At 68.4% G+C, this 21,016-nt stretch carries 20 protein-coding genes; 8 read left to right on the forward strand and 12 right to left on the reverse strand.

What is annotated here, in order from left to right:
• The first annotated feature begins 64 nt into the window (after positions 1-64).
• The 4 genes from ODI_RS21140 to ODI_RS21155 all read left to right on the forward strand — a co-directional run bounded on the left by ODI_RS21140 (position 65) and on the right by ODI_RS21155 (position 4,388).
• Positions 65-1,231 carry a mandelate racemase/muconate lactonizing enzyme family protein gene (locus ODI_RS21140; protein ID WP_067757395.1) on the forward strand — a complete coding sequence of 389 codons (1,167 nt, stop codon included), beginning with the start codon at positions 65-67 and terminating at the stop codon, positions 1,229-1,231.
• An 82-nt stretch (positions 1,232-1,313) separates the two neighbouring features.
• Positions 1,314-2,288 (forward strand): tripartite tricarboxylate transporter substrate binding protein, encoded by a 975-nt coding sequence (locus ODI_RS21145; RefSeq protein WP_067757398.1) that lies wholly within the window; start codon positions 1,314-1,316, stop codon positions 2,286-2,288.
• Between the two features lie 86 nt (positions 2,289-2,374).
• The gene (locus ODI_RS21150; protein WP_067757399.1) at positions 2,375-2,842 is read left to right on the forward strand and encodes a tripartite tricarboxylate transporter TctB family protein; all 468 of its coding nucleotides are present in this window, start codon (positions 2,375-2,377) and stop codon (positions 2,840-2,842) included.
• Between the two features lie 37 nt (positions 2,843-2,879).
• Complete coding sequence (locus ODI_RS21155; protein WP_067757402.1) at positions 2,880-4,388, forward strand: tripartite tricarboxylate transporter permease; 1,509 nt, start codon at positions 2,880-2,882, stop codon at positions 4,386-4,388.
• 51 nt (positions 4,389-4,439) lie between these two features.
• On the opposite strand, the gene ODI_RS21160 is transcribed toward ODI_RS21155, so the two are convergent.
• A complete protein-coding gene (locus ODI_RS21160) occupies positions 4,440-5,354 on the reverse strand; it encodes a VTT domain-containing protein (RefSeq protein ID WP_067757405.1) in 915 nt (304 codons plus the stop codon).
• A gap of 94 nt (positions 5,355-5,448) precedes the next feature.
• Positions 5,449-6,150 (reverse strand): pirin family protein, encoded by a 702-nt coding sequence (locus tag ODI_RS21165; RefSeq protein WP_067757407.1) that lies wholly within the window; start codon positions 6,148-6,150, stop codon positions 5,449-5,451.
• A 116-nt stretch (positions 6,151-6,266) separates the two neighbouring features.
• Between ODI_RS21165 and ODI_RS21170 the strand changes: the two genes are divergently transcribed.
• A complete protein-coding gene (locus ODI_RS21170; RefSeq protein WP_067757410.1) occupies positions 6,267-7,169 on the forward strand; it encodes a LysR family transcriptional regulator in 903 nt (300 codons plus the stop codon).
• Positions 7,170-7,185: 16 nt separating this feature from the next.
• Here the strand turns inward: ODI_RS21170 and ODI_RS21175 are convergent, their stop codons facing one another.
• The 10 genes from ODI_RS21175 to apaG form a co-directional block, all read right to left on the reverse strand.
• The gene (locus tag ODI_RS21175; protein WP_231968107.1) at positions 7,186-9,621 is read right to left on the reverse strand and encodes a TonB-dependent siderophore receptor; all 2,436 of its coding nucleotides are present in this window, start codon (positions 9,619-9,621) and stop codon (positions 7,186-7,188) included.
• Between the two features lie 80 nt (positions 9,622-9,701).
• Complete coding sequence (locus ODI_RS21180) at positions 9,702-10,682, reverse strand: FecR domain-containing protein (protein ID WP_082985436.1); 981 nt, start codon at positions 10,680-10,682, stop codon at positions 9,702-9,704.
• A 29-nt stretch (positions 10,683-10,711) separates the two neighbouring features.
• The gene (locus tag ODI_RS21185) at positions 10,712-11,227 is read right to left on the reverse strand and encodes a sigma-70 family RNA polymerase sigma factor (RefSeq protein WP_067757415.1); all 516 of its coding nucleotides are present in this window, start codon (positions 11,225-11,227) and stop codon (positions 10,712-10,714) included.
• A gap of 107 nt (positions 11,228-11,334) precedes the next feature.
• Complete coding sequence (locus ODI_RS21190; protein WP_067757417.1) at positions 11,335-12,474, reverse strand: AI-2E family transporter; 1,140 nt, start codon at positions 12,472-12,474, stop codon at positions 11,335-11,337.
• A 114-nt stretch (positions 12,475-12,588) separates the two neighbouring features.
• A complete protein-coding gene (locus tag ODI_RS21195) occupies positions 12,589-13,551 on the reverse strand; it encodes a D-2-hydroxyacid dehydrogenase family protein (protein WP_067757419.1) in 963 nt (320 codons plus the stop codon).
• Between the two features lie 100 nt (positions 13,552-13,651).
• Positions 13,652-13,846: a YqaE/Pmp3 family membrane protein gene (locus ODI_RS21200; protein ID WP_067757423.1), complete on the reverse strand. Its 195-nt coding sequence runs from the start codon at positions 13,844-13,846 to the stop codon at positions 13,652-13,654.
• An 84-nt stretch (positions 13,847-13,930) separates the two neighbouring features.
• On the reverse strand, positions 13,931-14,773 hold the full coding sequence (locus tag ODI_RS21205) for a DsbC family protein (RefSeq protein WP_157929799.1): 843 nt from the start codon (positions 14,771-14,773) through the stop codon (positions 13,931-13,933).
• Complete coding sequence (locus ODI_RS21210; RefSeq protein ID WP_067757429.1) at positions 14,770-15,939, reverse strand: UbiH/UbiF family hydroxylase; 1,170 nt, start codon at positions 15,937-15,939, stop codon at positions 14,770-14,772. The genes ODI_RS21205 and ODI_RS21210 overlap by 4 nt, the downstream gene beginning before the upstream one ends.
• Entirely contained in the window at positions 15,936-17,237 is a 1,302-nt protein-coding gene (gene mltA / locus ODI_RS21215) for a murein transglycosylase A (protein WP_067757432.1), read from the reverse strand. The genes ODI_RS21210 and mltA overlap by 4 nt, the downstream gene beginning before the upstream one ends.
• A 51-nt stretch (positions 17,238-17,288) precedes the next feature.
• On the reverse strand, positions 17,289-17,663 hold the full coding sequence (gene apaG, locus ODI_RS21220; protein WP_067757434.1) for a Co2+/Mg2+ efflux protein ApaG: 375 nt from the start codon (positions 17,661-17,663) through the stop codon (positions 17,289-17,291).
• Between the two features lie 71 nt (positions 17,664-17,734).
• Here apaG and rpe point away from each other — a divergent pair, with 71 nt between their 5' ends.
• The 3 genes from rpe to trpE all read left to right on the forward strand — a co-directional run bounded on the left by rpe (position 17,735) and on the right by trpE (position 20,977).
• Positions 17,735-18,469, forward strand: coding sequence for a ribulose-phosphate 3-epimerase (gene rpe, locus ODI_RS21225; RefSeq protein ID WP_098020958.1), 735 nt, complete (start codon positions 17,735-17,737; stop codon positions 18,467-18,469).
• A complete protein-coding gene (locus ODI_RS21230) occupies positions 18,462-19,178 on the forward strand; it encodes a phosphoglycolate phosphatase (protein ID WP_067757438.1) in 717 nt (238 codons plus the stop codon). Before rpe ends, ODI_RS21230 begins: the two co-directional genes overlap by 8 nt.
• A gap of 275 nt (positions 19,179-19,453) precedes the next feature.
• Entirely contained in the window at positions 19,454-20,977 is a 1,524-nt protein-coding gene (gene trpE, locus ODI_RS21235; RefSeq protein WP_067757441.1) for an anthranilate synthase component I, read from the forward strand.
• The last annotated feature ends 39 nt before the right edge of the window (positions 20,978-21,016 follow it).

Genomic DNA, 21,016 nt, shown 5'->3' on the forward strand with positions numbered 1-21,016 from the left:
CGCCGCCGGCTGCGGCGCGCCACCGACCACCCGGCCGACAGATGCCGGGGGAGGAGACAACAGCATGAAGATCGAGAAAATCGACGCCACGCTGCATCGCCACGAAATCGACCTGCCGGGTATCGGCAAGTCGATCGAGAGCCGCATGTTCGTGTTCGTCGAAGTCACCACCGATGAAGGGCAGACGGGCTTCGGCCTGACCGGCTCCATCCTGCCCTGGGCCGTCATCGCCTGCATCCAGAACCACCTGGCGCCGGCGCTGAAGGGCCGCGACATCCTGCACACCGAAGCCATCCACGCGCACGTGTGGAAGCAGTTGAACAGCCGCGCCTATACCGGCGTGATCTCGAACGCACTGTCGGCCATCGACGTGGCGCTGTGGGACCTGCGCGGCAAGGCCGAGAACCGCTCGGTGCACGAGCTGCTGGGCGGCTACCGCAACTGGGCGCCCACCTATGCCACCTTCGGCTATCCCTTCTTCGACGAAGCGCAACTGGCGGACTATGGCCGCAAGTTCCGCGACGACGGCCACACCATGCTGAAGATGGTGGTGGGCGGCGAACCCACGCGCACCTGGCGCGACGACGTGCGCCGCGTGCAGGCGGCGCGCGAGGCCATCGGCCCCGACGTGGGCCTGATGATCGACGCCAACTGCTGGTTCAATCCCTATGACGCGCGGCTGCTGTGCCACGCCATCGAGGACTGCAACGTGATGTGGTTCGAGGAACCCATCCAGCAGAACGACGCGCGCGCGCTGGCCGACCTGCGCCAGCACACCTCGGTGCCCATCGCCGCGGGCCAGATGGAAGGCCATCGCTGGCGCTACCGCGAGCTGGTGTCCCATCACGCCGTGGACGTGCTGCAACCCAACGTGCTCTACAACGGCGGCTTCACCGAGTCGCTGAAGGTGGCGCACCTGGCGCAGGCCTACAACCTGCCGCTCGCCAACGGCGGCGGCTGGCCGATCTTCAACATGCACCTGCTGTGCGGCGTGATGAACGGCGGCCCGGTGGAGTTCCACTACGGCATGTGGCAGACCGGCAAGCACTTCTTCGATGGCACGCCCGACCCGGTGAACGGCCGCATGACCCTGTCGGGCAAGCCGGGCCTGGGCTTCACGCCCAAGCGCGACGCCCTGCGCGAGGCACGCATCACCGATCCGTCTCAAAGCCGGCTGGAAGGCCGCGACAGCCACGGCTATCTGCTGCGCGAGGCCATTCCCGCGACCTGACCCTGGCGGCCCGCGCCGCCCCCCCTCACACAGAACCAGAACGCCGGGCGGCACGCACCGGCGACACCAGGAGGAAGACACCATGCAAGCACGCACGCACACCGGAAGGCGCCGCCTTCTTTTCGCCGCCTGCGGCACGCTGCTGGCGCTTGCCGCGCCCTTGGCCGCCGCGCAGGACAACTATCCCAGCAAGAACATGCGCATGATCATCCCCTTCGGCGCGGGCGGCGGCAGCGACGTGCTGGCCCGTACCATCGGCTCGGTGATCAAGGACCTGAAGCTGGTGCCGGTGGACATCCTGTACGAGAACCTGCCCGGCAGCAGCGGCGCGCGCGGCTACAAGGAAGCCTCGCGGCGCAAGAACGACCCCTACGTCATGGCAACCGTCAGCGTGAGCTTCTTCACCACGCCGCTGATCGGCCGCGCGCCCTTCAAGCAGGAAGACTTCACGCCGGTGGCCGCCATCTCCATGTCGCCCTACGTGCTGGCGGTGAAAGCGGACTCGAAGCTGAAGACGCTGGAGGATTTCGGCGCGGCCAAGCGCCTGACCACCGGCACAGTGGGCGTGGTGTCCGACGCCCGGCTGCTGGCCGACATGGTCAGCAAGCAGTTGAAGGTGCGCGTGGACGTGGTGCCCTTCGACGGCGAAGGCGAGATCACCACCGGGGTGCTGGGCGAGCACATCGACTTCATGTTCGGCAACCCCAGCGAGATCATGCCGCAGATCGAGGCGGGCACCATGCGGGCGATTGCCGTCAGCGCGGGCAATCGCCTGAGTTCCATGCCGGACGTGCCCACCTTCAAGGAACAGGGCTACGACATCGAGCACACCATGCTGCGCAGCGTGGTGATGCCCGCGGGCGTCAAGCCCGAGGTCATCGCCTATTGGGAAGGCGTGATGCGCAAGGTGGCCGAGAGCAAGGAATGGAAGGAGCGCTACCTGGATCGCTTCAAGGAAGAGGCGCGCTACGAGAACGCCAGGGACGCCGCCGCGCTCATCAAGCAGACCAATGACCGCTACGTGGCGGTCATGAAGGAACTGGACATCATCAAGTGAGTCCCGCCGCGCGCGTTGCCCTCGGGCGCGCGCGGCGCTTTCGCCAACCCTGAAGCGGGGCGCCGTGCCCCGCCTGGAAAACCATCATGAGAATCGAGATCCTCGACCGGCTGTTCGCCATGGGACTCTTCTTCCTTGGCTTGTACATCTCCGTCTCCGCCCCGTCCTATGGCTACCTGTCCGAGGGCAATCCCGGCCCCGGCTTCTTCCCGCTGTGGGTCGGCATCCTGATCGCGGGCCTGTCCATCGTCAACTTCGTGCGCAGCGTGGCGGGCAAGGAAACGCTCACGAACGAGATCAGCGTGCCGGGCCTGCTCAAGCCCGCCCTGGTCACGCTGGTGCTGGTGGCCTTCGTCTTCCTGGCCGACGTGCTGGGCATGATCCTGGCCTGCGCCGCGCTGGTGCTGGCCATCGGCCGCATCATCCATCCCCGCTGGGACCGCGTCTTCACGATGAAGATCCTGGCCACCGCCGTGCTGTTCCCGGTGGCCGCCAGCCTGGCCTTCGGCACCTACCTGGGCGTGCCGCTGCCAGTGGGCGTGCTCGGCTTCTGAACCCACAAGACCCGAAGAGAAAAGAGGGGGAGACATCATGGATTCACTGATTCTGTTGGCCCAGGGCATCGGCCAGGCCATGACCTGGTCGGTGCTGGTGGCCACGCTGGTGGGCGTGCTGATCGGATTGATGGTCGGCGTGCTGCCCGGGCTCGGACCCGCGGCGGGCGTCGCCATCATGCTGCCGGTGGCGGTGGGTTTCGGCGGCGTCGAGGCGATCGCCGGCCTGGGCGGCATCTATTACGGCGCCATGTTCGGCGGCGCGGTCACGTCCATCCTGCTGGGCATACCGGGCGAGTCGGCCTCGGTCATGACCGTGCTGGACGGCTACGCCATGGCCAAGCAGGGCCGGGCGGGCGAAGCGCTGGGCATCAGCGTGTTCTCGTCCTTCATCGGCGGGCTGGTGGGCCTGCTGTTGATGGCCCTGCTGGCGCTGGTCATCGCGCGCGCGGCCATCAAGTTCGGGCCCACCGAGATGACGGCGGTGATGGTACTGGCGTTCTCGCTGGTCAGCGTGCTGGGCGGGCGCAACATCGTCAAGGGCTTCACCGCGCTGGGACTGGGCATCTGGATCGGCATGATCGGCATGGACCCGATCTCCGGCCCGCCGCGCTACACCTTCGAACTGATGGACCTGCTGGACGGCGTGGACTTCACCATCATCGCGGTCGGCATCTTCGGGCTGGCGGAAATCTTCTACAACCTGTCCGAGAAGAGCGAAGGCAAGCGCGTGGCCGCCCGCTATTCGCTGCGCTCGCTGCTGCCGCGCGCCACGCACATGATCCAGTGCAAGGGCGCGGTCGCGCTGGGCTCGATCATGGGCTTCCTGGTGGGGGTGCTGCCGGGCGTGGGCGCCACGGCCGCCACCATGCTGGCCTATGCCGCCACCAAGAAGGTGTCGCGCACCCCCGAGGCGTTCGGCAAGGGCGCCATGCAGGGCGTGGCCGCGCCCGAAGCCGCCAACAACAGCGCCGCCTACGTGTCGATGGTGCCGATGTTCACGCTGGGCATTCCCGGCTCGGCCACCACCGCCATCATGCTGGGCGGCCTGCTGATGCTGGGCCTGCAGCCCGGGCCGCTGCTCTTCGCGAACAACCCCGACTTCGTCTGGACGGTGTTCGGCAGCTTCTGGATCGGCAACCTGATGCTGCTCTTCCTGACGCTGCTGATGATCCCGCTGCTGGCAAGCGTGGTGTTCGTCTCGACCGCCCTACTCTATCCGGTGGTGATCGGCATGATCCTGTTCGGCGTCTATTCCATCAACTACGCCATGACCGACGTGCTGCTGGCGCTGATCGCAGGCGGCCTGGGCTACCTCATGCTGAAGCTGGAGTATTCGGCGGTGCCGCTGGTGCTGGGCGTGGTGCTGGGTCCCATGCTGGAGAACAACATCCGCCGCACCCTGATCCTGTCGGAAGGCGGTCTGGGCGTGTTCTTCGCGCGGCCGATCTCGCTGGCCTTCTTCATCATGGCAGCCGTCGTGATCCTGTTCCCCCTGGTGTCACGCACGCTGCGGCGCAAGACCCGGGAGGTCAGCACCGCCTGAGGAATGCAGGCGCCTTGGATGACGGACGCCGCGGCAAGCCCGCGGCGTCCGTCATTCCACCCGGTCGGGCGCCTGGCTGGACCAGGCGTCATAGCCGCCCGACAGCGCCCAGATGCCGGCGTGCCCCGCGCGGCGCAGGCGCACGGCGAGCGCCGCGGCCGACACCTCATCCGGGCAGGCGCAATACACCACGATATCGCCTGTCCAGGCGCCGATTTCCAGCGCCTTGATGGGCGCACGCGCATCCACCGCCCGGGCGCCACGGATGCGGGGCCCCTCCGGCGCCTCCGCGCGCACGTCCAGGATCAGGGTATCGCGCCCTTCGTTCTGCCAGAGCAGCAGTTCATCGACGCTCAGGCGCGGCACGTGCTTCATGGCCTGGCGCAGGGTGTAGCGGCGCACGGTGCGCACCAGCACATAGATCGCCAGCAAGGTGAGTACCAGCGCGATGCCCATCGGACCGTAATCTCCCAGCCACTGCACCACCTGGGCCACGGCATCCTTGAACAGCGCGCCCAGCAGCAAGGCCGAGCCTACCCAGATCACCGCGCCAAGCATGTCGTACAGCAGGAAGCTGCGCAGCGGCGTGCGGGTCAGGCCTGCCATGACGGTGGAGAGCCCGCTGGCGCCCGGCAGGAACTTGGCCACCAGCAGGATGCGCACGCCCACGCGCAGGTACAGCGACTGCGTCTGGCGGATACAGGAATCCTTGGAAAGCGACACGCGGCACACCGTCGACAGCAGTCCAGAACCATAGCGCCTACCCGCGAAATACCAGGCCAGATCCGCCAGCAGGCAGCCCAGCACTCCCAGCACCAGGCTCAGCCAGACGCTGCCCGAGGGCAGCGCCCCCGCGGCCACCAGCAGCGGATAGGCGGGAATGGGCGCACCGGCCTGTTCGAGCAGGACGTTGACGAAGACCAGGCCGGGGCCCCAGGCCTGCAGCAGGGTTTGGATGTCGTTCATGGTGGTGGCGGGCGGGACGCTGTGAATGCAAGCGCAACGATAAACGCGGAAGGCCCCGAACGGGGCCTTCGCGATGCTGTTGCCAGGGTTGCCGTCAGGCAGCCAGGTCGAACAGCAGCACTTCGGCGTCGCGGCCGTCGCGCAGGGCGATGGCGCTTTCCGCGCTGACCTTCAGTCCATCGCCGGCCTTCAGCGCCTGGCCGTTGACCGTCACTGCCCCGCGGGCCACTTGCACATAGCCCTGGCGGCCCTCGGCCAGCGGCAGCGTCACCTGTTCATCGCCGTCCACCAGCGTGGCGTACACGCCCACGTCCTGCCCCACCGTCAGCGAGCCGTCACGGCCATCGGGCGACGCCAGCAGGCGCAGTTGGCCGCGCTTGTCGGCGTCCTCGTAACGGGTTTCCTGGTAGTTGGGACGGGTGCCGGTGAACTTGGGCACGATCCATATCTGCAGGAAATGCACGCGCTCGGACTGCGAGTGGTTGAACTCGCTGTGCTCCACCCCGGTGCCCGCGCTCATCAGTTGCACGTCGCCCCGGCGCAGCACCGAGCCGCTTCCCATCGAGTCCTTGTGTTCCAGCGCGCCATCCAGCACATAGGACAGGATTTCCATGTTGCGGTGGCCGTGCGTGCCGAAACCCTTGCCCGGCTCGACGATGTCGTCATTGATGACGCGCAGCGCGCCGAAACCCATTTGCGCCGGGTCGTGGTAGTGGCCGAAGGAGAAGGTGTGATGACTGTCGAGCCAGCCCAGTTGGACATGGCCGCGGTCTTCAGCGTGGCGAATCGTGTTCATCGTGAGGCTCCCTGGCATGCCGCGCATGCCGCAGTGGTGTCGATGAAAGAATTCTAGGCTTGGTAAATTCGATAAAAAAGCGCAAAATTTGGCACCTATTTATCTAATAATCAGATATGTCCATCCCCCGCACGACGCTGGAGCAATGGCGGGTCCTGCAGGCCATCGTCGAGCACGGCGGCTTCGCCCAGGCCGCCGAGGCCCTGCACCGCAGCCAGTCCTCGGTCAGCTACATGGTGGCCCGGCTGCGCGAGCAGGTGGGCGTGGAACTGCTGGTGCTCGAGGGCCGCAAGGCGCGGCTCACCGACGCCGGCCAGGCGCTGCTGGCGGCGGCCAATGAACTGCTGCGCGACGCGGGCCGGCTGGAGCGCCTGGCAGCCAGCCTGGGCCAGGGCTGGGAACCCGAGGTGCGCATGGCCGTTGACGTGGCCTTTCCCACCGGGCTGCTGGTGCAGGCGCTGGCGCGCTACACCGACCTGGCCGCGCAGACCCGGGTGCAATTGAAGGAAGTGGTGCTGTCAGGCGCGGAAGAGGCCCTGCTCACGCACACCGCCGACCTCGTCATCGGCACCCGGGTGCCGGTGGGCCACCTGGGCGACCTGCTGCTGGACGTGGAGTTCGTGGCGCTGGCGCACCCCGCCCACGCGCTGCATCGACTGGGCCGAGAACTCACCACGGAAGACCTGGCGCGCGAGCTGCAGGTGGTGTTGCGCGACTCCGGCACGCAGCACCCGCGCGACGAAGGCTGGCTGGGCGCGCGCCAGCGCTGGACGGTCACCGCCATGCAGACATCGCTGTCGATGGTGGCCAGCGGATTGGGCTTCGCCTGGCTGCCGCGCCACCTGGCGCAGCGGCATATCGATGAAGGCACGGTGCTGCCCCTGCCGCTGCGCGAGGGAGGCCGCCGGCGCGTGCCGCTGTACCTGATGTACGGCGCCACCGAACCCGGTCCCGCCACGCGCCGGCTGGCCGAGGTGATCACCGAGGAAGTGGCCGCGGACACGCACCGCTATCGCTGAAACGCGGCAATCCCGCTCAATAGCGATAGGCCACCGTGCCGATCACGCTGCGCTCGATCCCGTAACGGCAATTGGCAAGATTGTTGCGGCAGACCACGGTTTCCCGGTCGAACAGGTTGTTCACGTTCAGGCCGATGCGCCAACTGCCGCGCTCGTAGTTCATGGCGGCATCGACATAGGTCGCGCTGCCATTGCGCAGGGTATTGCGCACATCGGCATAGCTCGGCCCGACATAGCGCACGCCCAACCCCGCGCCCAGCCCGGCCAGCGGTCCCCCCTGCACCACGTGGTTGAGCCATAGCGACGCCATCCGGCGCGGCGTGACGATGGGCGTCTTGCCCAGGTCCACATCGTTGCTGCGCGTGACCTTGACCTGGTTGTAGGTGGCCGAGGCCGTCGCATCCCAGCCTCGCGCCAGCTCGGCCTTGGCTTCCAGCTCCACGCCACGTGAACGGATTTCGCCCGTCTGCACACTGAAGGTGGGCAGGCTGGGATCGGGAGTCAGTGCGTTGCGCTGGGTCAGCTCGAAGACCGACAACGTGTACAGGCTGCCTCCGCCCGGGGGTTCATACTTGATGCCCGCCTCGTACTGCTTGCCGCGTGTGGGCACGAAGGCCTCCCCAGCCGCATTCACGCCCGCCTGCGGCAGGAACGAGGTGGCATAGCTGACATAGGGCACGACGCCCGAAGCGAATGCATAGGCCAGGCCCGCCCTGCCGGTGAAGACGTCATCGCGCTGACGCGTGCGGCTGCCGTTCAGGCGATTGTCCAGCGTGCTTTCCGCCCAATCATGGCGTCCACCCAGGGTCAGGATCCATTGCTTCCACTTGACCTGGTCCTGCAGGTAGACGCCAAGTTGCCGGCTGGTCTCGTATTGGTCGATGATGCGTGCGGCCGCAGCAGGATAAGGAATATCGCGCCCATACACCGGATTCAGCAGATCCAGCGAGGGCGCCATGGCCTGGCGATACTCCGACTCGCCGTTCAGGCGTCGCGCGTCCAGTCCCGCCAGGACCTGGTGCTTCACCGCCCCCGTTTCCAGGCGGATCTCCGCCTGGTTGTCGATCACCGCACTCTCGGCCCGCTCGTCCGCCACCAGCGCATAACGCGACAGGGTGCGCCGGTCGGCCGCCAGCGACAGCTGGTACAGGTTGCGCAGCCTCATGTCACCGCGTTGCAGGCGCGCGTTCTGGCGCAGCGTCACGCTGTCGCTGTAGCGATGTTCGAACTGCCAGCCCAGGCTGTAGAGCTCACGGTCATTCAAGTCGAAGCTGTAGTCCCCCACCAGCGTGCGGGTGGGATACACCGGCCGTGACTCGCCATCGTTGCGGTCGCGCTGGTAATGGGCCAGCACCGTCAGCGACGTCGCCGCGCTTGGCTGCCAGGTATAGGCGGGCGCCACGTACAAGGCGTCGTCCTTGTAGCGATGGCCACTGTCGTATTTCTCCTGGGTCCCCGCGTCGCGCCCCACCACGGTCAGGCGATAGCGATGCGCCCCCGCCTCATCCACCGCGCCGCCCAGGTCGGCGGCCGCCTGGTAATAATCGAAACTGCCTGCCTGCAGCTCGACTTCGCGCAGCGTTTCCGCGGTAGGCCGCTTGGTGATGCGATTGACGATGCCGCCCGGCGCCACCTGCCCGAACAGTACGGACGAGGGCCCTCGCAAGGTCTCGATGCGCTCCAGCGCGTAGGCCGGCATCCGTGCGCGGATCTGGTCGTAGGGCATCTGGCTGAGCCCGTCGCGATAATCGCCCGTGAGTTTGGCATCGAAGCCGCGCAGCACGATCCAGTCATTGCGGATCTCGTTGCCGCCGAAATTGTTCACCTGCACGCCAGGCGTGTACTGGATGGCCTGCACCACGCTCTGCGCGCCACGGTCGCGGATCTCCTTTGCCGTCACCACCGAGATGGACTGCGGAATCTCGGCCAGGCGCGTCGCGGTCTTGCTGCCCGTGGCCGTGCGGGTTGCGGCATACCCGATGTCGGGCCCCAGCGGACCGCCCAGGCCGGCCTCCACCCGTACCGGCGACAAGGTGGAGACGCCAGGCGGGGGATTGGGCCGCTCGCGCAGCTGGTAGCCGCCCACGCCCGTGTCGACGGCCTCCAGCCCGCTCCCTGCCAGCAACGCGGCAAAGGCTTCCTGGACCGTGTAGACACCTTGCAGGCCTGGGCTCTGGCGGCCTTCGGCCAGCCGCGGCGCGAAGCTCAACATGACCTGCCCTCGGCTGGCTGCGGCCTGCAAGGAGGCCGCCAGAGAACCCGGCGCAATGGAATACGACTGCCTGGCCGGCGAGGACGCGGTCTGCGCGCCGGCAGGCGCCGCGGGCAGGGCCGCCAGCAACGGCGCCATGGCCAGCAGCGCTGCCAGCACGCCACCGCGCATCCGTTCCCCTCCCTGTTTTACCTTCGATCCGGTCTCTGGCTGGACGACCTGCTGCGTGCACGTTTGCATGGATTCCCTTTCTTGTTGGACTGGTTCGAAAGGGAGGTCACGCGAAAACGGAAAACCGGAAAATCCTTTTGCCAGGACGGTCAACGGGAAACCACCGTGACCCAATAGGGGGTGCGCATGCGCAGCCGCACCGGCAGCAGGCGCACGACGGCTTGCAATACCCTGTCGGTGTCGTCCAGCGGAAACAAGCCCGACAGCCGCAAGTCCGCCACGTCCGGATCACAGCCAAGCACGCCGCGGCGATAACGGCCCAGTTCCGCCAGGAAGTCGCCCAACGCCATATCGTCGGCGGCCAGCTCGCCACGCGCCCATGCCGGTTGCGACGTGCCCACCGCACTGCCATCCTCCACCCAGTCGTCTCCGAACGTGGCGGACTCTCCCGCATGCAGGACCCGGCCCGCCTCCGCATTCCGGCGCGGCGCCAGGGCCACCGCGCCCTCGAACACCGACACGCGCGCCTGCCCTGGCAGGCGCCTGACGGCCAGCCGGGTGCCCAGCGCACGCGCGTGCCCGACGGGTGTCAGCACCCGCAACGGCCGATCGGCACCGGGGCCGTCATGCCCCGTGGTGACGAGGATTTCCCCACGATACAGCACCAGCGTCCGCCACGCGGGCTCCAGCCTCACGTCGAAGGCACTGTCGGTATCGGCAAGTACCGTGGTGCCATCCGGCAAGTGCCAGGCCCTGCGCTCGCCGACCGCCGTGGCGTGGTCCGCCGACCAGGCGCGCCAATCACCTCGCGTTGCCACCACTGCCGATCCCCCACCCACCATGGCGAGGATCGCCATCGACTTGAAGAAACGGCGCCGGCCCGCCTGGCTGCCTGCCTGCAACGCGGTCATTGCCGCGCTTGCGGGCAAGCCCGTGAGTCTCGCGGTCACCGCCTCGATATGCAGCCAGGCGCGCTCATGATCAGGATGCGCGGCGCGCCAGCGTTGCCAGGCCTCGCGCTGGATGTCGGTCATGCATTCCGAGCGCCAGAGCGAAAACCAGTGCGCGGCCTCGCGCGCCACCCCTTCGGCCAGGGGTTCTCCCCCCGCCCGCGGCCCCATCCTAGTCATGCGCGCGGCACCTGCAATGAGCGGCCATCTCAGGCTTCCAGTGCGAAGAAGCACTGCGCCGCGGCGCGCGCCATGTAGTTGCCGACGGTTCGCGTCGTGACACCCAGCTGGCAGGCGATCTCCGCATAGCCCAGGCCTTCGAGCTGCGCCAGCAGGAACGCGCGACGCACGGGGGCGGGAAGCCCGTCCAGCGCCTGGTCGATCTGGCACAGCGCCTCCAGCACCAAGGCACGGGTCTCCGGGCTGGGGGCATGCAGATCGGGCTGGGAGGCGAGGCTGTCGAGGTAGGCCTCTTCGATGGCCTGGCGGCGATAGTGGTTGGCCAGCACGCGCCGCGCGATGGTGGCCAGGAACGCCCGGGGTTCGCGCAAGGTGGGCGTCTCGCGCGCGTCCAGGAGCTTCAGGAAGGTATCCTGCGCCAGGTCGGCGGCCTGGTCATCGCCGTGCATGCGGCGCCGCAACCAGTTCGCCAGCCAGCGATGATGCTGGACGTAAAGCGTCTCGGTCGCCTCGTGGCGGGATAGGTCGGGAGCGGGGGCATGCATCGCGGCGCGCGGACTGGCTGTTGGCCCTGAGGATCAGCGCCAGAATCCGGCAATGATAACAATTATCATTGCCGGAAATAAGCCCCCTGGGGCGCCCCTTGCGGCGCCTAGCGCCTGTCCTCGTTGCGAGGTCCGCCCTCGACGAGGGACACCTGCCCGTCGCCTTCCGCCGATTCCAGACGGTGCGCATCGGAATTGGTCTTCACGTCCAACAGCCATTCGCGCCAGACGGCGACCAGCAGGGCCATCAGCACCGGCCCCACGAACAGGCCGACGATGCCCATGGTCTTCACTCCGCCCACCAGGCCGAAGAACGTCGGCAGGAACGGCAGCTTGACGGGTCCGCCCACCAGCTTGGGCCGCAGGGTCTTGTCGACGATGAAGAGTTCTACCGTGCCCCACACGAAGAGCGCCACGCCCGCCACCAGTTGCTCGGACCCCACCAGGTACAGCGAGACCAGCGTGAAGGACAGGGGCGCGCCGCCGGGGATGAGCGCCATGAAACCGGTGATGACGCCCAGCAGCACGGGCGACGGCACGCCGGCGATCCAGTAGGCCAGGCCCAGCACCACGCCTTCGCCGATGGCGATGAGGCCCATGCCGGTGACGGTGGAGCTGACGGTGGCCGGCACCATGCGCGAGAAACGCTGCCAGCGCTTGGGCAGGATGCGCTCGCCCAGGAGATCCAGCTGCGCCACGATACGGTCGCCGTCCTTGTAGACGAAGAAGAGCGTGATGAGCAGGAACAGCACGTTCAGCGCCAGGCTGAAGGCATTGCCCGTCAGGGACAGCACCACCCGGTAGATGTTGCCCAGGTGCTGGCCGCTGACGGCCTGCACCCAGTCGCCCAGCGCGTGGGGATGGCCCAGGTACTCGTTCCAGTAAGGCGCGATGCGCTCGCCCACCATCGGCAGCGCCAGGATCCAGTTCGGCACGGCCACGCCGTCGCGGTTGGCGGCCAGCAGCCAGGCGATGGCGTTGCTGGCCTCCTTGATGGCATAGGACAGGGCCATCGACAGCGGCACCACGGCCACCACGATGACCACCGTGATGGCGACGCTGGCGGCCAGGATGTTGCGGCCACCGCAGGCCCGCAGCCAGCGCTGGTAGAGCGGCCAGCTGGCCAGGCCCACGATGAGCGCGGCCAGCACGGGGACCAGGAAGCCGCCAAAGAAATACACGCCCGCCAGCAGGATCAGCAGCAACAACCAGCGGGCGACGAGGAAGGCGGGAAGCACGGGAGGCATGGCGATCTCTGGGTCTTCTTTAAGCAGGGTGTCAGCGGGACTATACCGGGCGAACGCGATCCGCCGCTGCCACTGCCGGTCAACGGCGGCAGCGCGGGCATCGCGCATGGGGGTTTACGCGGCGTTCAGCACATGGATGGGCTCGCCCCGGCGCCAGGCGGCGATGGCGGCGACGGCATTGCCATAGAAGGCCACGAAGTTGGAAGGCGTGACATAGCCCAGGTGCGGCGTCAGCACCACGTTGTCCAGGCGGCGCAGCGGGTCATCGGCGGCCAGCGGCTCCTGCGGATACACATCCAGCCCGGCGCCCGCGATGAGCCTGCCGGTAAGCGCGCGCACCAGCGCGTCGTGGTCGGCCAGTCCCGCGCGCGCGGTGTTGACGAGATACGCAGAGGGCTTCATGGCCGCCAGCGCCTCGGCATCGACGACGCCGGCCGTGCGCTCGCTCAGCACCAGGTGCAGGGAGACCACGTCGGAGGAGGTGAAGAGCGCCTGCTTGTCCACGCGCTGCACGCCCGCCTGCGCGGCACGCGCGTCCGTCAGGTTGGGGCTCCAGGCCACCACGTCCATGCCGAAGGCCTGCCCCACGCGGGCCACGCGCTGGCCCAGGTTGCCCAGCCCGACCAGGCCAAGCCGCTTGCCCGCCACGCTGGCGGGAATGGCCGTCTGCCAGAGGCCGGCGCGCATGTTCGCCGCTTCGGCCGGCACGTTCTTGAACAGGGCCAGGATCAATGCCCAGGTCAGCTCGGCCGTGGCGCCCACGCTGTCGGGATGGCCGGGCGCGCCCGAGACCACGACGTCCTGCGCACGGCAGGCCGCCATGTCGATGGCATTGTTGCGCAGGCCCGTGGTCACCAGCAGGCGCAGCGCGGGCAGCCGGGACAGCAGGCCCGCGTCGAAGGGCGTGCGCTCGCGCATCGCGACGATCACGTCGAAGCCCGCCAGCGCCTTGGCGCGCGCCGCGTCATCCGCGGGCAGCGGCGCATCGAAAAAGACGACCTCGGCCTCGGCCAGGCCGCCCCAATCGGCCAGGCCGCGGGCAACGTTCAGGTAATCATCCAGGACGGCAATCTTCATGGCGGCTCCTCGATCTGGCGGTCTGCGCCGCCCTGCATGCGGGCACGGGCACCTGCCCCGGCTCGCATGGGCTTGCTGGCGTTCACACGCCGACGGCCACCTACTGGCGGCCGGACATCGCGCGCTCGATCTTCTGGTCGGTCTTGTATTGGCTCAGCGCGTACACGGACCAGATCGCGGCGGGGATCCAGCCGATCAGCGTGATCTGCAGGATCAGGCAGATGATGCCCGCGAACGGCCGCCCGATGGTGAAGAACTGGAACCAGGGCAACAGGATGGCAAGGATGAGACGCATGGCAGGACTCTTTGAGGTCAGGGAGGGGGCGCCGGATCGACGCCCCAGGAAAGGGGAAGTGCCTTCAGGCGGAAATGGGATTATTTATTTGCGGGCGTCGGCCTTGGGCGCGGCCTGCGCGGCGGCGTCCAGGCGCGTCTTGAAGGCGTCCAGCGACAACGCGCCATTGGCGCGCGAGCCGTCGTCGAAGAAGATCGCGGGCGTACCGCGCACCATCAGTTTCTGCGCCAGGGCCACCACCTCGCCACCCACGTCGTCGCAGGTGGCGGCGGGCGGCACCTTGCCGCGCAGCATCCAGTCGTCCCAGGTCTTCTCGCGCGACTTGCTGCACCAGACGTCACGCACCTTCACGTGCGAATCGGGCGACAGGATGGGCAGCAGGAAGGTGTGCACGGTCAGGTTGTCGACCTCTTCCAGCGTGCGGCGGAACTGCTTGCAATAGCCGCAGTTGGGATCCTCGAAGATGGCGATGCGGCGCTCGCCCTTGCCCTTGACCTGCTTGAGCGCAAGCGCCAGCGGCAGGTCGTCGAAGGCGATGCGGCTCAGTTCCTCCTTGCGCGCGCGGGTCACGTCACGGCGCGTTTCCGCGTCGATGAGCGTGCCGTCCAGCACGAAGCGCACGGCCTCGTCGGTGTAGACCAGGTCGCCGCCCAGGTTCACTTCATAAAGGCCGTAGGGCGTGGCGCGCACGTCGGTAACCGGCGCGCCGGGAAAGCGCGACACGAAGCGCTCGTGGACGTTGGCGGCGATGGCCGCGTCGGCCGCGTCATCGGCAGCCTTGCTGATGACGTCATCGACGGCCGCCTGCCCGGCCGCGGACAGCGGCGCGGTGGACTGCGCCTGCGCGGCGCCGATGGCCAGGCCGACGGACAACAGCGCCAGCGCGGCGACACGGCGGAAGGTGGCCAGTGAAAAGACTTGCATCATGACTCCGAAGCGCGGGCAATCAATTGCCGTTTGACGAAAGGCAGCCGCTCGATGACCTGCATGCCCGTATTGCGCAACCACGCCACCGGCGCGGCGGGCGTATCGAACAGACGGTGCAGGCCGTCGGTGGCGAACTTCATGGCGAACACGGGCTCGGCCCGCGCACGCCGGTAGCGCCGCAGCACTTGCGGATCGCCAGCGGAACGATAGGACTCGCGGTCCGCCACGGCCCGCACCAGCGCCTCGACGTCGGACAGGCCAAGGTTCAGTCCCTGCCCCGCCAGGGGATGCAGCCGGTGGGCGGCGTCGCCGACCAGCGCGAAGCGCTCCCCGATCATATCCGTGGTGGCCAGCGTCAGGTCGAAACCGTGCATGGGCTGGCGCGGGCGCAAGGCGCCCAGCACCCCGCCCGTGGCCGCGCCCAGCTTCTCGATGAGCGCCTGCGTCTGCGCCTCGGCCGGCAGGCCCTGCAGCGCGCGCGCCAACGGCGTCTTCATGGACCAGACCATGGACACCTGCGGCCCCTGCTCGGTGTCGGGCATGGGCAGCAGGGCAAGCACACCGTCCTCGCGGAACCATTGGTAGGCCGTGCCGCCATGCGGGCGCTGGGCGTCCAGGTGGGTGACCAGGCCCACGGCCTCATACGAACGCGAACGCACTGCCACGCCCGCGGCGGCGCGCAGGCGGGATTGCGCGCCATCGGCCGCCACGGTCAGGGCCGGGCGCAGGCGCACGCCGGACTCGGTCAGCAGCTCGCCATTTTCAACTCCCACGCAACGCTCGTCGCGCCAGGGAATGCCATAGATCTGCACGGCCTGCGCCAGGACGCGCTCGATCTCGCCCGACTCCATGATCCAGGCCAGCTGCGCGCGCGTGCCCTGCCAGGCATGCAGCACGACCTGGCCGCCCGCGTCGCCGCGGACGTCCATGGCCTGCACCTCGGCCATGCGCGCGGCGGGCAGGCTGTCCCAGACGCCCAAGCCCGCCAGGAAACGCTGGCTGGCCGCCGAGATGGCGTAGACGCGCGGGTGATACAGCGCGCCGGCAGGGGGCACCGGCACGCGCGGGCCCAGCAGGCTGACCGACTGGCCGCGTCGCGCCAGCGCCAGGGCGCAAGCCAGGCCGACGATGCCCGAGCCGCAGACGACGATGTCGGATTGGCTCATCGCGCTTTCGGCTGGCCCGCCGCCTTGGGCCACAACACCCACATCTGGCCGCGCTGCTTCATGCGACCGGCCTGTTCCCCGGCCGCGTCGCCATAGCCCCAGTAGAAGTCCGTGCGCGCCGCGCCCTTGATGGCCGCGCCCGTGTCCTGTGCGAACACCAGGCGGTTCATGGCGGTTTGCGAAGCAGGGCGGGTGGTGGCCAGGAACACCGGCGTGCCCAGCGGCACGAAGGACGCGTCGACGGCCACCGAGCGCGCCTCGGTCAACGGCACGCCATAGGCGCCGCGCGGGCCCGCGCTGGGGTCGGTAATGGCTTCCTCGCTGAAGAACACCATCGCGGGGTTCACGTTCAGCATTTCATTCACGCGGCCCGGATTGCGCTGGGCCCACAGGCGGATGTTCTGCATGGAGGTCTGGGCCAGGGGCAGCTCGCCCTTGTCGGCCAGCCACTTGCCCACCGAGCCATACGGATGGCCGTTGTGATCGGCGTACGCCAGGCGGATCGTGTCGCCCGCGCCCGGCCCGCCCGTCAACGCCACGCGGCCCGAGCCCTGGATCTGCAGGAAGAAGGCGTCTACCGGATCGTCGATCCAGGCCAGGACGGCGGGCTTCTCGGCCCCCGCGTTGATCTGTTCCCGCGTGTCGTAGGGCACGACACGGCGGCCTTGCAGCTTGCCGCGCACCCGCTTGCCGGCCAGTTCCGGATACAGCCCGCCCAGGTCGATGACCAGCAGGTCCTTGGGCACGGCATACAAAGGCCATTGGTATTTGCCGCCCTGCTCGCGGGAACCGCGCACCAGGGGTTCGTAGTAGCCCGTGACGGTGTTGGCGGCCGGCTTGCCATCGGCGCCCAGCACGCGCCAGGGCTGCAGATAGGTCTGCAGGAACTGGCGCACGGCGGCGGTGTCGCCGGCCGCCGGCGCGCGCGCCGGATCGGCGGCAATGGCGCAGACGGGCTGCCAGTCGCGCGGCGCGGCGCGCGCGGGCGCCGTCAGCGAGCCGCCCGTGGGCCGCATCAGGCCGCGGCAGTTGCGCAGGAAGCCCTCCCAGACCTGTTCCAGGTTGTCGGCGTCCCAGCCCGGCAGATCACGCCAGGTGGCCTGGGTGAAACCGCCGGCCAGCTTGCGCGGCGTGGTGTCGGGCAGGCGCGACAGGGGCGGCACGGTCAAGGGACCCTCCGCCGGCAGCGGCTTGGCGCCCGGCATGCCCGGCACGCTGGGCGCCGTGTCGTCCGGCGCCGGCGGCGAGGCGCAACCCGCCAATACGACACCTGCCAGGACACAGAACGCGCGGCGCACGCTTGCGCCGCCGAGGATTGGATTACGAGACCCGCCAGATTTCATAGACACTCAATGCAGCGTGCGAGGCATGGCCAGCACGAATTCGGAGATCGGTACGTCGAACGGAATGCCGTTCTCGCCCACGCAGTGATAGGCGCCGCGCATCGTGCCCACCGGGGTGGGGAGCGGACAGCCGCTGGTGTATTCGAAGGTTTCGCCGGGCGCGAGCAGCGGCTGCTGCCCCACCACGCCCAGGCCGCGCACTTCCTGCTGGCGCTGTTCGCCATCGGTGATGATCCAGTGCCGCGCGATGACCTGCGCCGGCCGTTCGCCCGTGTTGGTGATGCGCACCGTATAGGCGAACACATACTGCCGCTGGGCCGGGTCCGATTGGTCGGAGACATAGCGGGGCGTCACGGTAACGGTGAGGTCGTAGGATTTCACTGGCCTTGGATCCGGTAATCACGCCCGGGGCCGGGCGCAGGCCCGGCGCCGAACTGCAATAATGGCACATTATGCCTTCGCCCCTGCCCGCCCACATGTCCGACATTTCCTCCCTCCCGCCTGCCGTCATCGCCCCCAGCATCCTCTCGGCCGACTTCGCCCGCCTGGGCGAGGAAGTCCGCGCCGTCGTCGACGCTGGCGCCGACTGGATTCATTTTGACGTCATGGACAACCATTACGTTCCCAATCTGACCATCGGCCCCATGGTCTGTGCGGCCATCCGCCCGCACGTGCAGGTGCCCATCGACGTGCACCTCATGGTCGAGCCGGTGGACGCGCTGATTCCCGAGTTCGCCAAGGCGGGCGCCAACATGATCACGTTCCACCCGGATGCATCCCGTCACGTGGACCGTACGCTGGCCCTCATCCGCGATCACGGCTGCAAGGCAGGCCTGGTGTTCAACCCGGCCATGCCGCTGGACTGGATGGACCACGTGATGGACAAGCTGGACATGATTCTGTTGATGTCAGTCAATCCCGGCTTCGGCGGACAGGGCTTCCTGCCCTCGGCGCTGCCCAAGCTGCGCGCCGCCCGCGCGCGCATCGACGCCTGGACGGCCGAGGGCGGCCAGCCCATCCGCCTGGAAGTCGATGGCGGCGTGAAGGTGGACAACATCGCCGAGATCCGCGCCGCCGGCGCCGATGCCTTCGTGGCGGGCTCGGCCATCTTCGGCAAGCCCGACTATCGCGGCGTCATCGACGCCATGCGCCAACAGATCGCCCAAGGAGAAGCCAGCCGTGGCTGAGGTTCAACACACCGCCGGACGCGCCTTCGACGCCGCCCTGATCGACCTGGACGGCACCCTGCTCGACACCATCCCCGACCTGGCTTTCGCCGCCAACGCCATGCGCGTGGACCTGGGCGAAGCGCCGCTGCGGGAAGACGTGCTGGCCACCTTCGTCGGCAAGGGCATCGAGAACCTCGTGCGCCGCACGCTGGCCGCCAACCTGGACGGCGGCGAGGTCGACGAGGACCTGATGCAGCGCGGCCTGGCCTCGTTCCGCCATCACTACCACCTGGTCAACGGCGACAAGGCCCAGGTCTACGACGGCGTGCTGGACGGCCTGAAGGCGCTGCGCGACCAGGGCATCGCCCTGGCCGTGGTCACCAACAAGCCCACCGAATTCACCGAGCCGCTGCTGGCGCGCACCGGGCTGGCGGGCTTCTTCCAGGTGGTCGTCTGCGGCGACACCTGCGCGAAAAAGAAACCCGACCCCATGCCGCTGCTGCACGCGTGCGAACGGCTGGGCGTCACGCCCGGGCGCAGCCTGGCCATCGGCGACTCCATCAACGATGCCGTGGCCGCCCGCGCGGCGGGCTGCCGCGTGCTGGCCGTGCCGTATGGCTACAACGAAGGCCGCGACGTCCGGACGCTGGACGTCGATGGTATAGTTGCCTCGCTCCTGGACGCCGCGCGCTGGGCCGCTGATCCCAGCGCCGTGCCGGCATCCTGACACCCATAACCCTCGTATCCATGACCGCCACCCGACTCCAGACCGTCATCAGCGCCCGTTGGCGCTGGTGGCGTTCGTCGTCCGGGTGGTGATCACGCACCGGCCGCGCGCCTTACCGCGCACAGGCCGCCAGCAGTAACCCGCAAGTCGCCCGCCCGGACCCAGAAATGGCCGGGCTTTTTTATGCCGCCTCGGCCAGCCCGGGGGCAGCATGGATCGGGTAGCGGCGGGGCGGCACTTTCAAGAACATCAGGCAGAACCGAGAGACGCTTCCCATGACCGAAATCGAATTCAAGGCCCTTGCCGCCCAAGGCTACAACCGCATCCCGCTGGTGGCGGAAACCTACGCCGACCTCGACACCCCGCTGGCCATCTACCTGAAGCTGGCCCACGCCGGCCCGCAAGGCGGCCGCATGAGCTGCCTGATGGAATCGGTGGTGGGCGGCGAACGCTTCGGCCGCTACTCCTTCATCGGCCTGCCCGCGCGCACCGTCATCCGCGCCCATGGCACCAAGACGGAACTGCTGCGCGACGGCAAGGTCGCCGAAACCCACGAGGGCGATCCGCTTGCCTTCATCGAGCAATACCAGCAACGCTTCAAGGTGGCGCTGCGCCCCGGCATGCCGCGCTTCGCGGGCGGCCTGGCCGGCTACTTCGGCTATGACACCGTGCGCCACATCGAGCCGCGCCTGGGACCGGCGGTCAAGCCCTTCCCCGCCGGCATGGACGAGGGCACGCCCGACATCATGCTGATGCACGTCGACGAACTCGTCATCGTCGACAACCTGGCGGGCCGCACCTACCTGATGGTGTATGCCGATCCCAGCCAGCCCGAGGCCTATGCCCAGGCCCAGCAACGCCTGAAGGCGCTGCGCGCGCAACTGCGCAAGCCGGTGGACATCCCCTACAGCCACGCCAGCGTGCAGACCGAGGCACGCCGCGACTTCAAGAAGGACGACTACCTGGCCGCCGTGCGCCGCGCCAAGGAATACATCGCCGCGGGCGACCTGATGCAGGTGCAGGTGGGACAGGTCATCGCCAAGCCCTTCAGCGATGCGCCGCTGTCGCTGTATCGCGCGCTGCGCTCGCTGAACCCCTCGCCCTACATGTACTTCTGGAACTTCGGCGACTTCCAGGTGGTGGGCGCCTCGCCCGAGATCCTGGTGCGCCAGGAAGCCGTCTCCACCGTCGAGGGCGAGGCGGCCAGCCGGGTCACCATCCGCCCGCTGGCCGGCACCCGCAAGCGCGGCGGCACACCCGAGGAAGACGCGGCGCTGGCGGAAGAACTGCTGGCCGATCCCAAGGAACGCGCCGAACACGTGATGCTGATCGACCTGGCCCGCAACGACGTCGGCCGCGTGGCGCGCACCGGCACGGTGGAAGTCACCGACACCATGGTCATCGAGCGCTACTCGCACGTGATGCATCTCGTGTCCAACGTGAACGGCACGCTGCTGCCGGGCATGAGCAGCATGGACGTGCTGCGCGCCACCTTCCCGGCGGGCACGCTGACGGGCGCGCCCAAGGTCCGCGCCATGGAACTCATCGACGAACTGGAACCCGTGCGCCGCGGCATCTATGGCGGCGCGGCGGGCTATCTCAGCTACGGCGGCGAAATGGACGTGGCCATCGCCATCCGCACGGGCGTCATCAAGAACGGCATGCTGTATGTGCAGGCGGCCGCCGGCATCGTGGCCGATTCGGATCCCGAAAAGGAATGGCTGGAAACCGAAGCCAAGGCGCGCGCCGTGCTGCGCGCGGCCGAGCAGGTGCAGGCAGGGCTGGACGAGCCGTTCTGACGGTCCCTTTGCCGCCGGGCCGTCCCAAGGCAAAAGGCG

It is taken from the genome of Orrella dioscoreae, from assembly GCF_900089455.2.
GTDB lineage: Bacteria > Pseudomonadota > Gammaproteobacteria > Burkholderiales > Burkholderiaceae_B > Orrella > Orrella dioscoreae.

Coding starts and splice junctions, on each gene's coding strand:
- ODI_RS21180 (WP_082985436.1), bottom strand. CDS start 10,682: ATGACTAGGATGGGGCCGCGGGCGGGGGGAGAACCCCTGGCCGAAGGG.
- ODI_RS21200 (WP_067757423.1), bottom strand. CDS start 13,846: ATGCGTCTCATCCTTGCCATCCTGTTGCCCTGGTTCCAGTTCTTCACC.
- ODI_RS21170 (WP_067757410.1), top strand. CDS start 6,267: ATGTCCATCCCCCGCACGACGCTGGAGCAATGGCGGGTCCTGCAGGCC.
- rpe (WP_098020958.1), top strand. CDS start 17,735: ATGCCTTCGCCCCTGCCCGCCCACATGTCCGACATTTCCTCCCTCCCG.
- ODI_RS21165 (WP_067757407.1), bottom strand. CDS start 6,150: ATGAACACGATTCGCCACGCTGAAGACCGCGGCCATGTCCAACTGGGC.
- ODI_RS21150 (WP_067757399.1), top strand. CDS start 2,375: ATGAGAATCGAGATCCTCGACCGGCTGTTCGCCATGGGACTCTTCTTC.
- ODI_RS21160 (WP_067757405.1), bottom strand. CDS start 5,354: ATGAACGACATCCAAACCCTGCTGCAGGCCTGGGGCCCCGGCCTGGTC.
- ODI_RS21195 (WP_067757419.1), bottom strand. CDS start 13,551: ATGAAGATTGCCGTCCTGGATGATTACCTGAACGTTGCCCGCGGCCTG.
- ODI_RS21175 (WP_231968107.1), bottom strand. CDS start 9,621: ATGCAAACGTGCACGCAGCAGGTCGTCCAGCCAGAGACCGGATCGAAG.
- ODI_RS21190 (WP_067757417.1), bottom strand. CDS start 12,474: ATGCCTCCCGTGCTTCCCGCCTTCCTCGTCGCCCGCTGGTTGTTGCTG.
- ODI_RS21210 (WP_067757429.1), bottom strand. CDS start 15,939: ATGAGCCAATCCGACATCGTCGTCTGCGGCTCGGGCATCGTCGGCCTG.
- ODI_RS21155 (WP_067757402.1), top strand. CDS start 2,880: ATGGATTCACTGATTCTGTTGGCCCAGGGCATCGGCCAGGCCATGACC.
- ODI_RS21205 (WP_157929799.1), bottom strand. CDS start 14,773: ATGATGCAAGTCTTTTCACTGGCCACCTTCCGCCGTGTCGCCGCGCTG.
- trpE (WP_067757441.1), top strand. CDS start 19,454: ATGACCGAAATCGAATTCAAGGCCCTTGCCGCCCAAGGCTACAACCGC.
- ODI_RS21145 (WP_067757398.1), top strand. CDS start 1,314: ATGCAAGCACGCACGCACACCGGAAGGCGCCGCCTTCTTTTCGCCGCC.
- ODI_RS21140 (WP_067757395.1), top strand. CDS start 65: ATGAAGATCGAGAAAATCGACGCCACGCTGCATCGCCACGAAATCGAC.
- ODI_RS21185 (WP_067757415.1), bottom strand. CDS start 11,227: ATGCATGCCCCCGCTCCCGACCTATCCCGCCACGAGGCGACCGAGACG.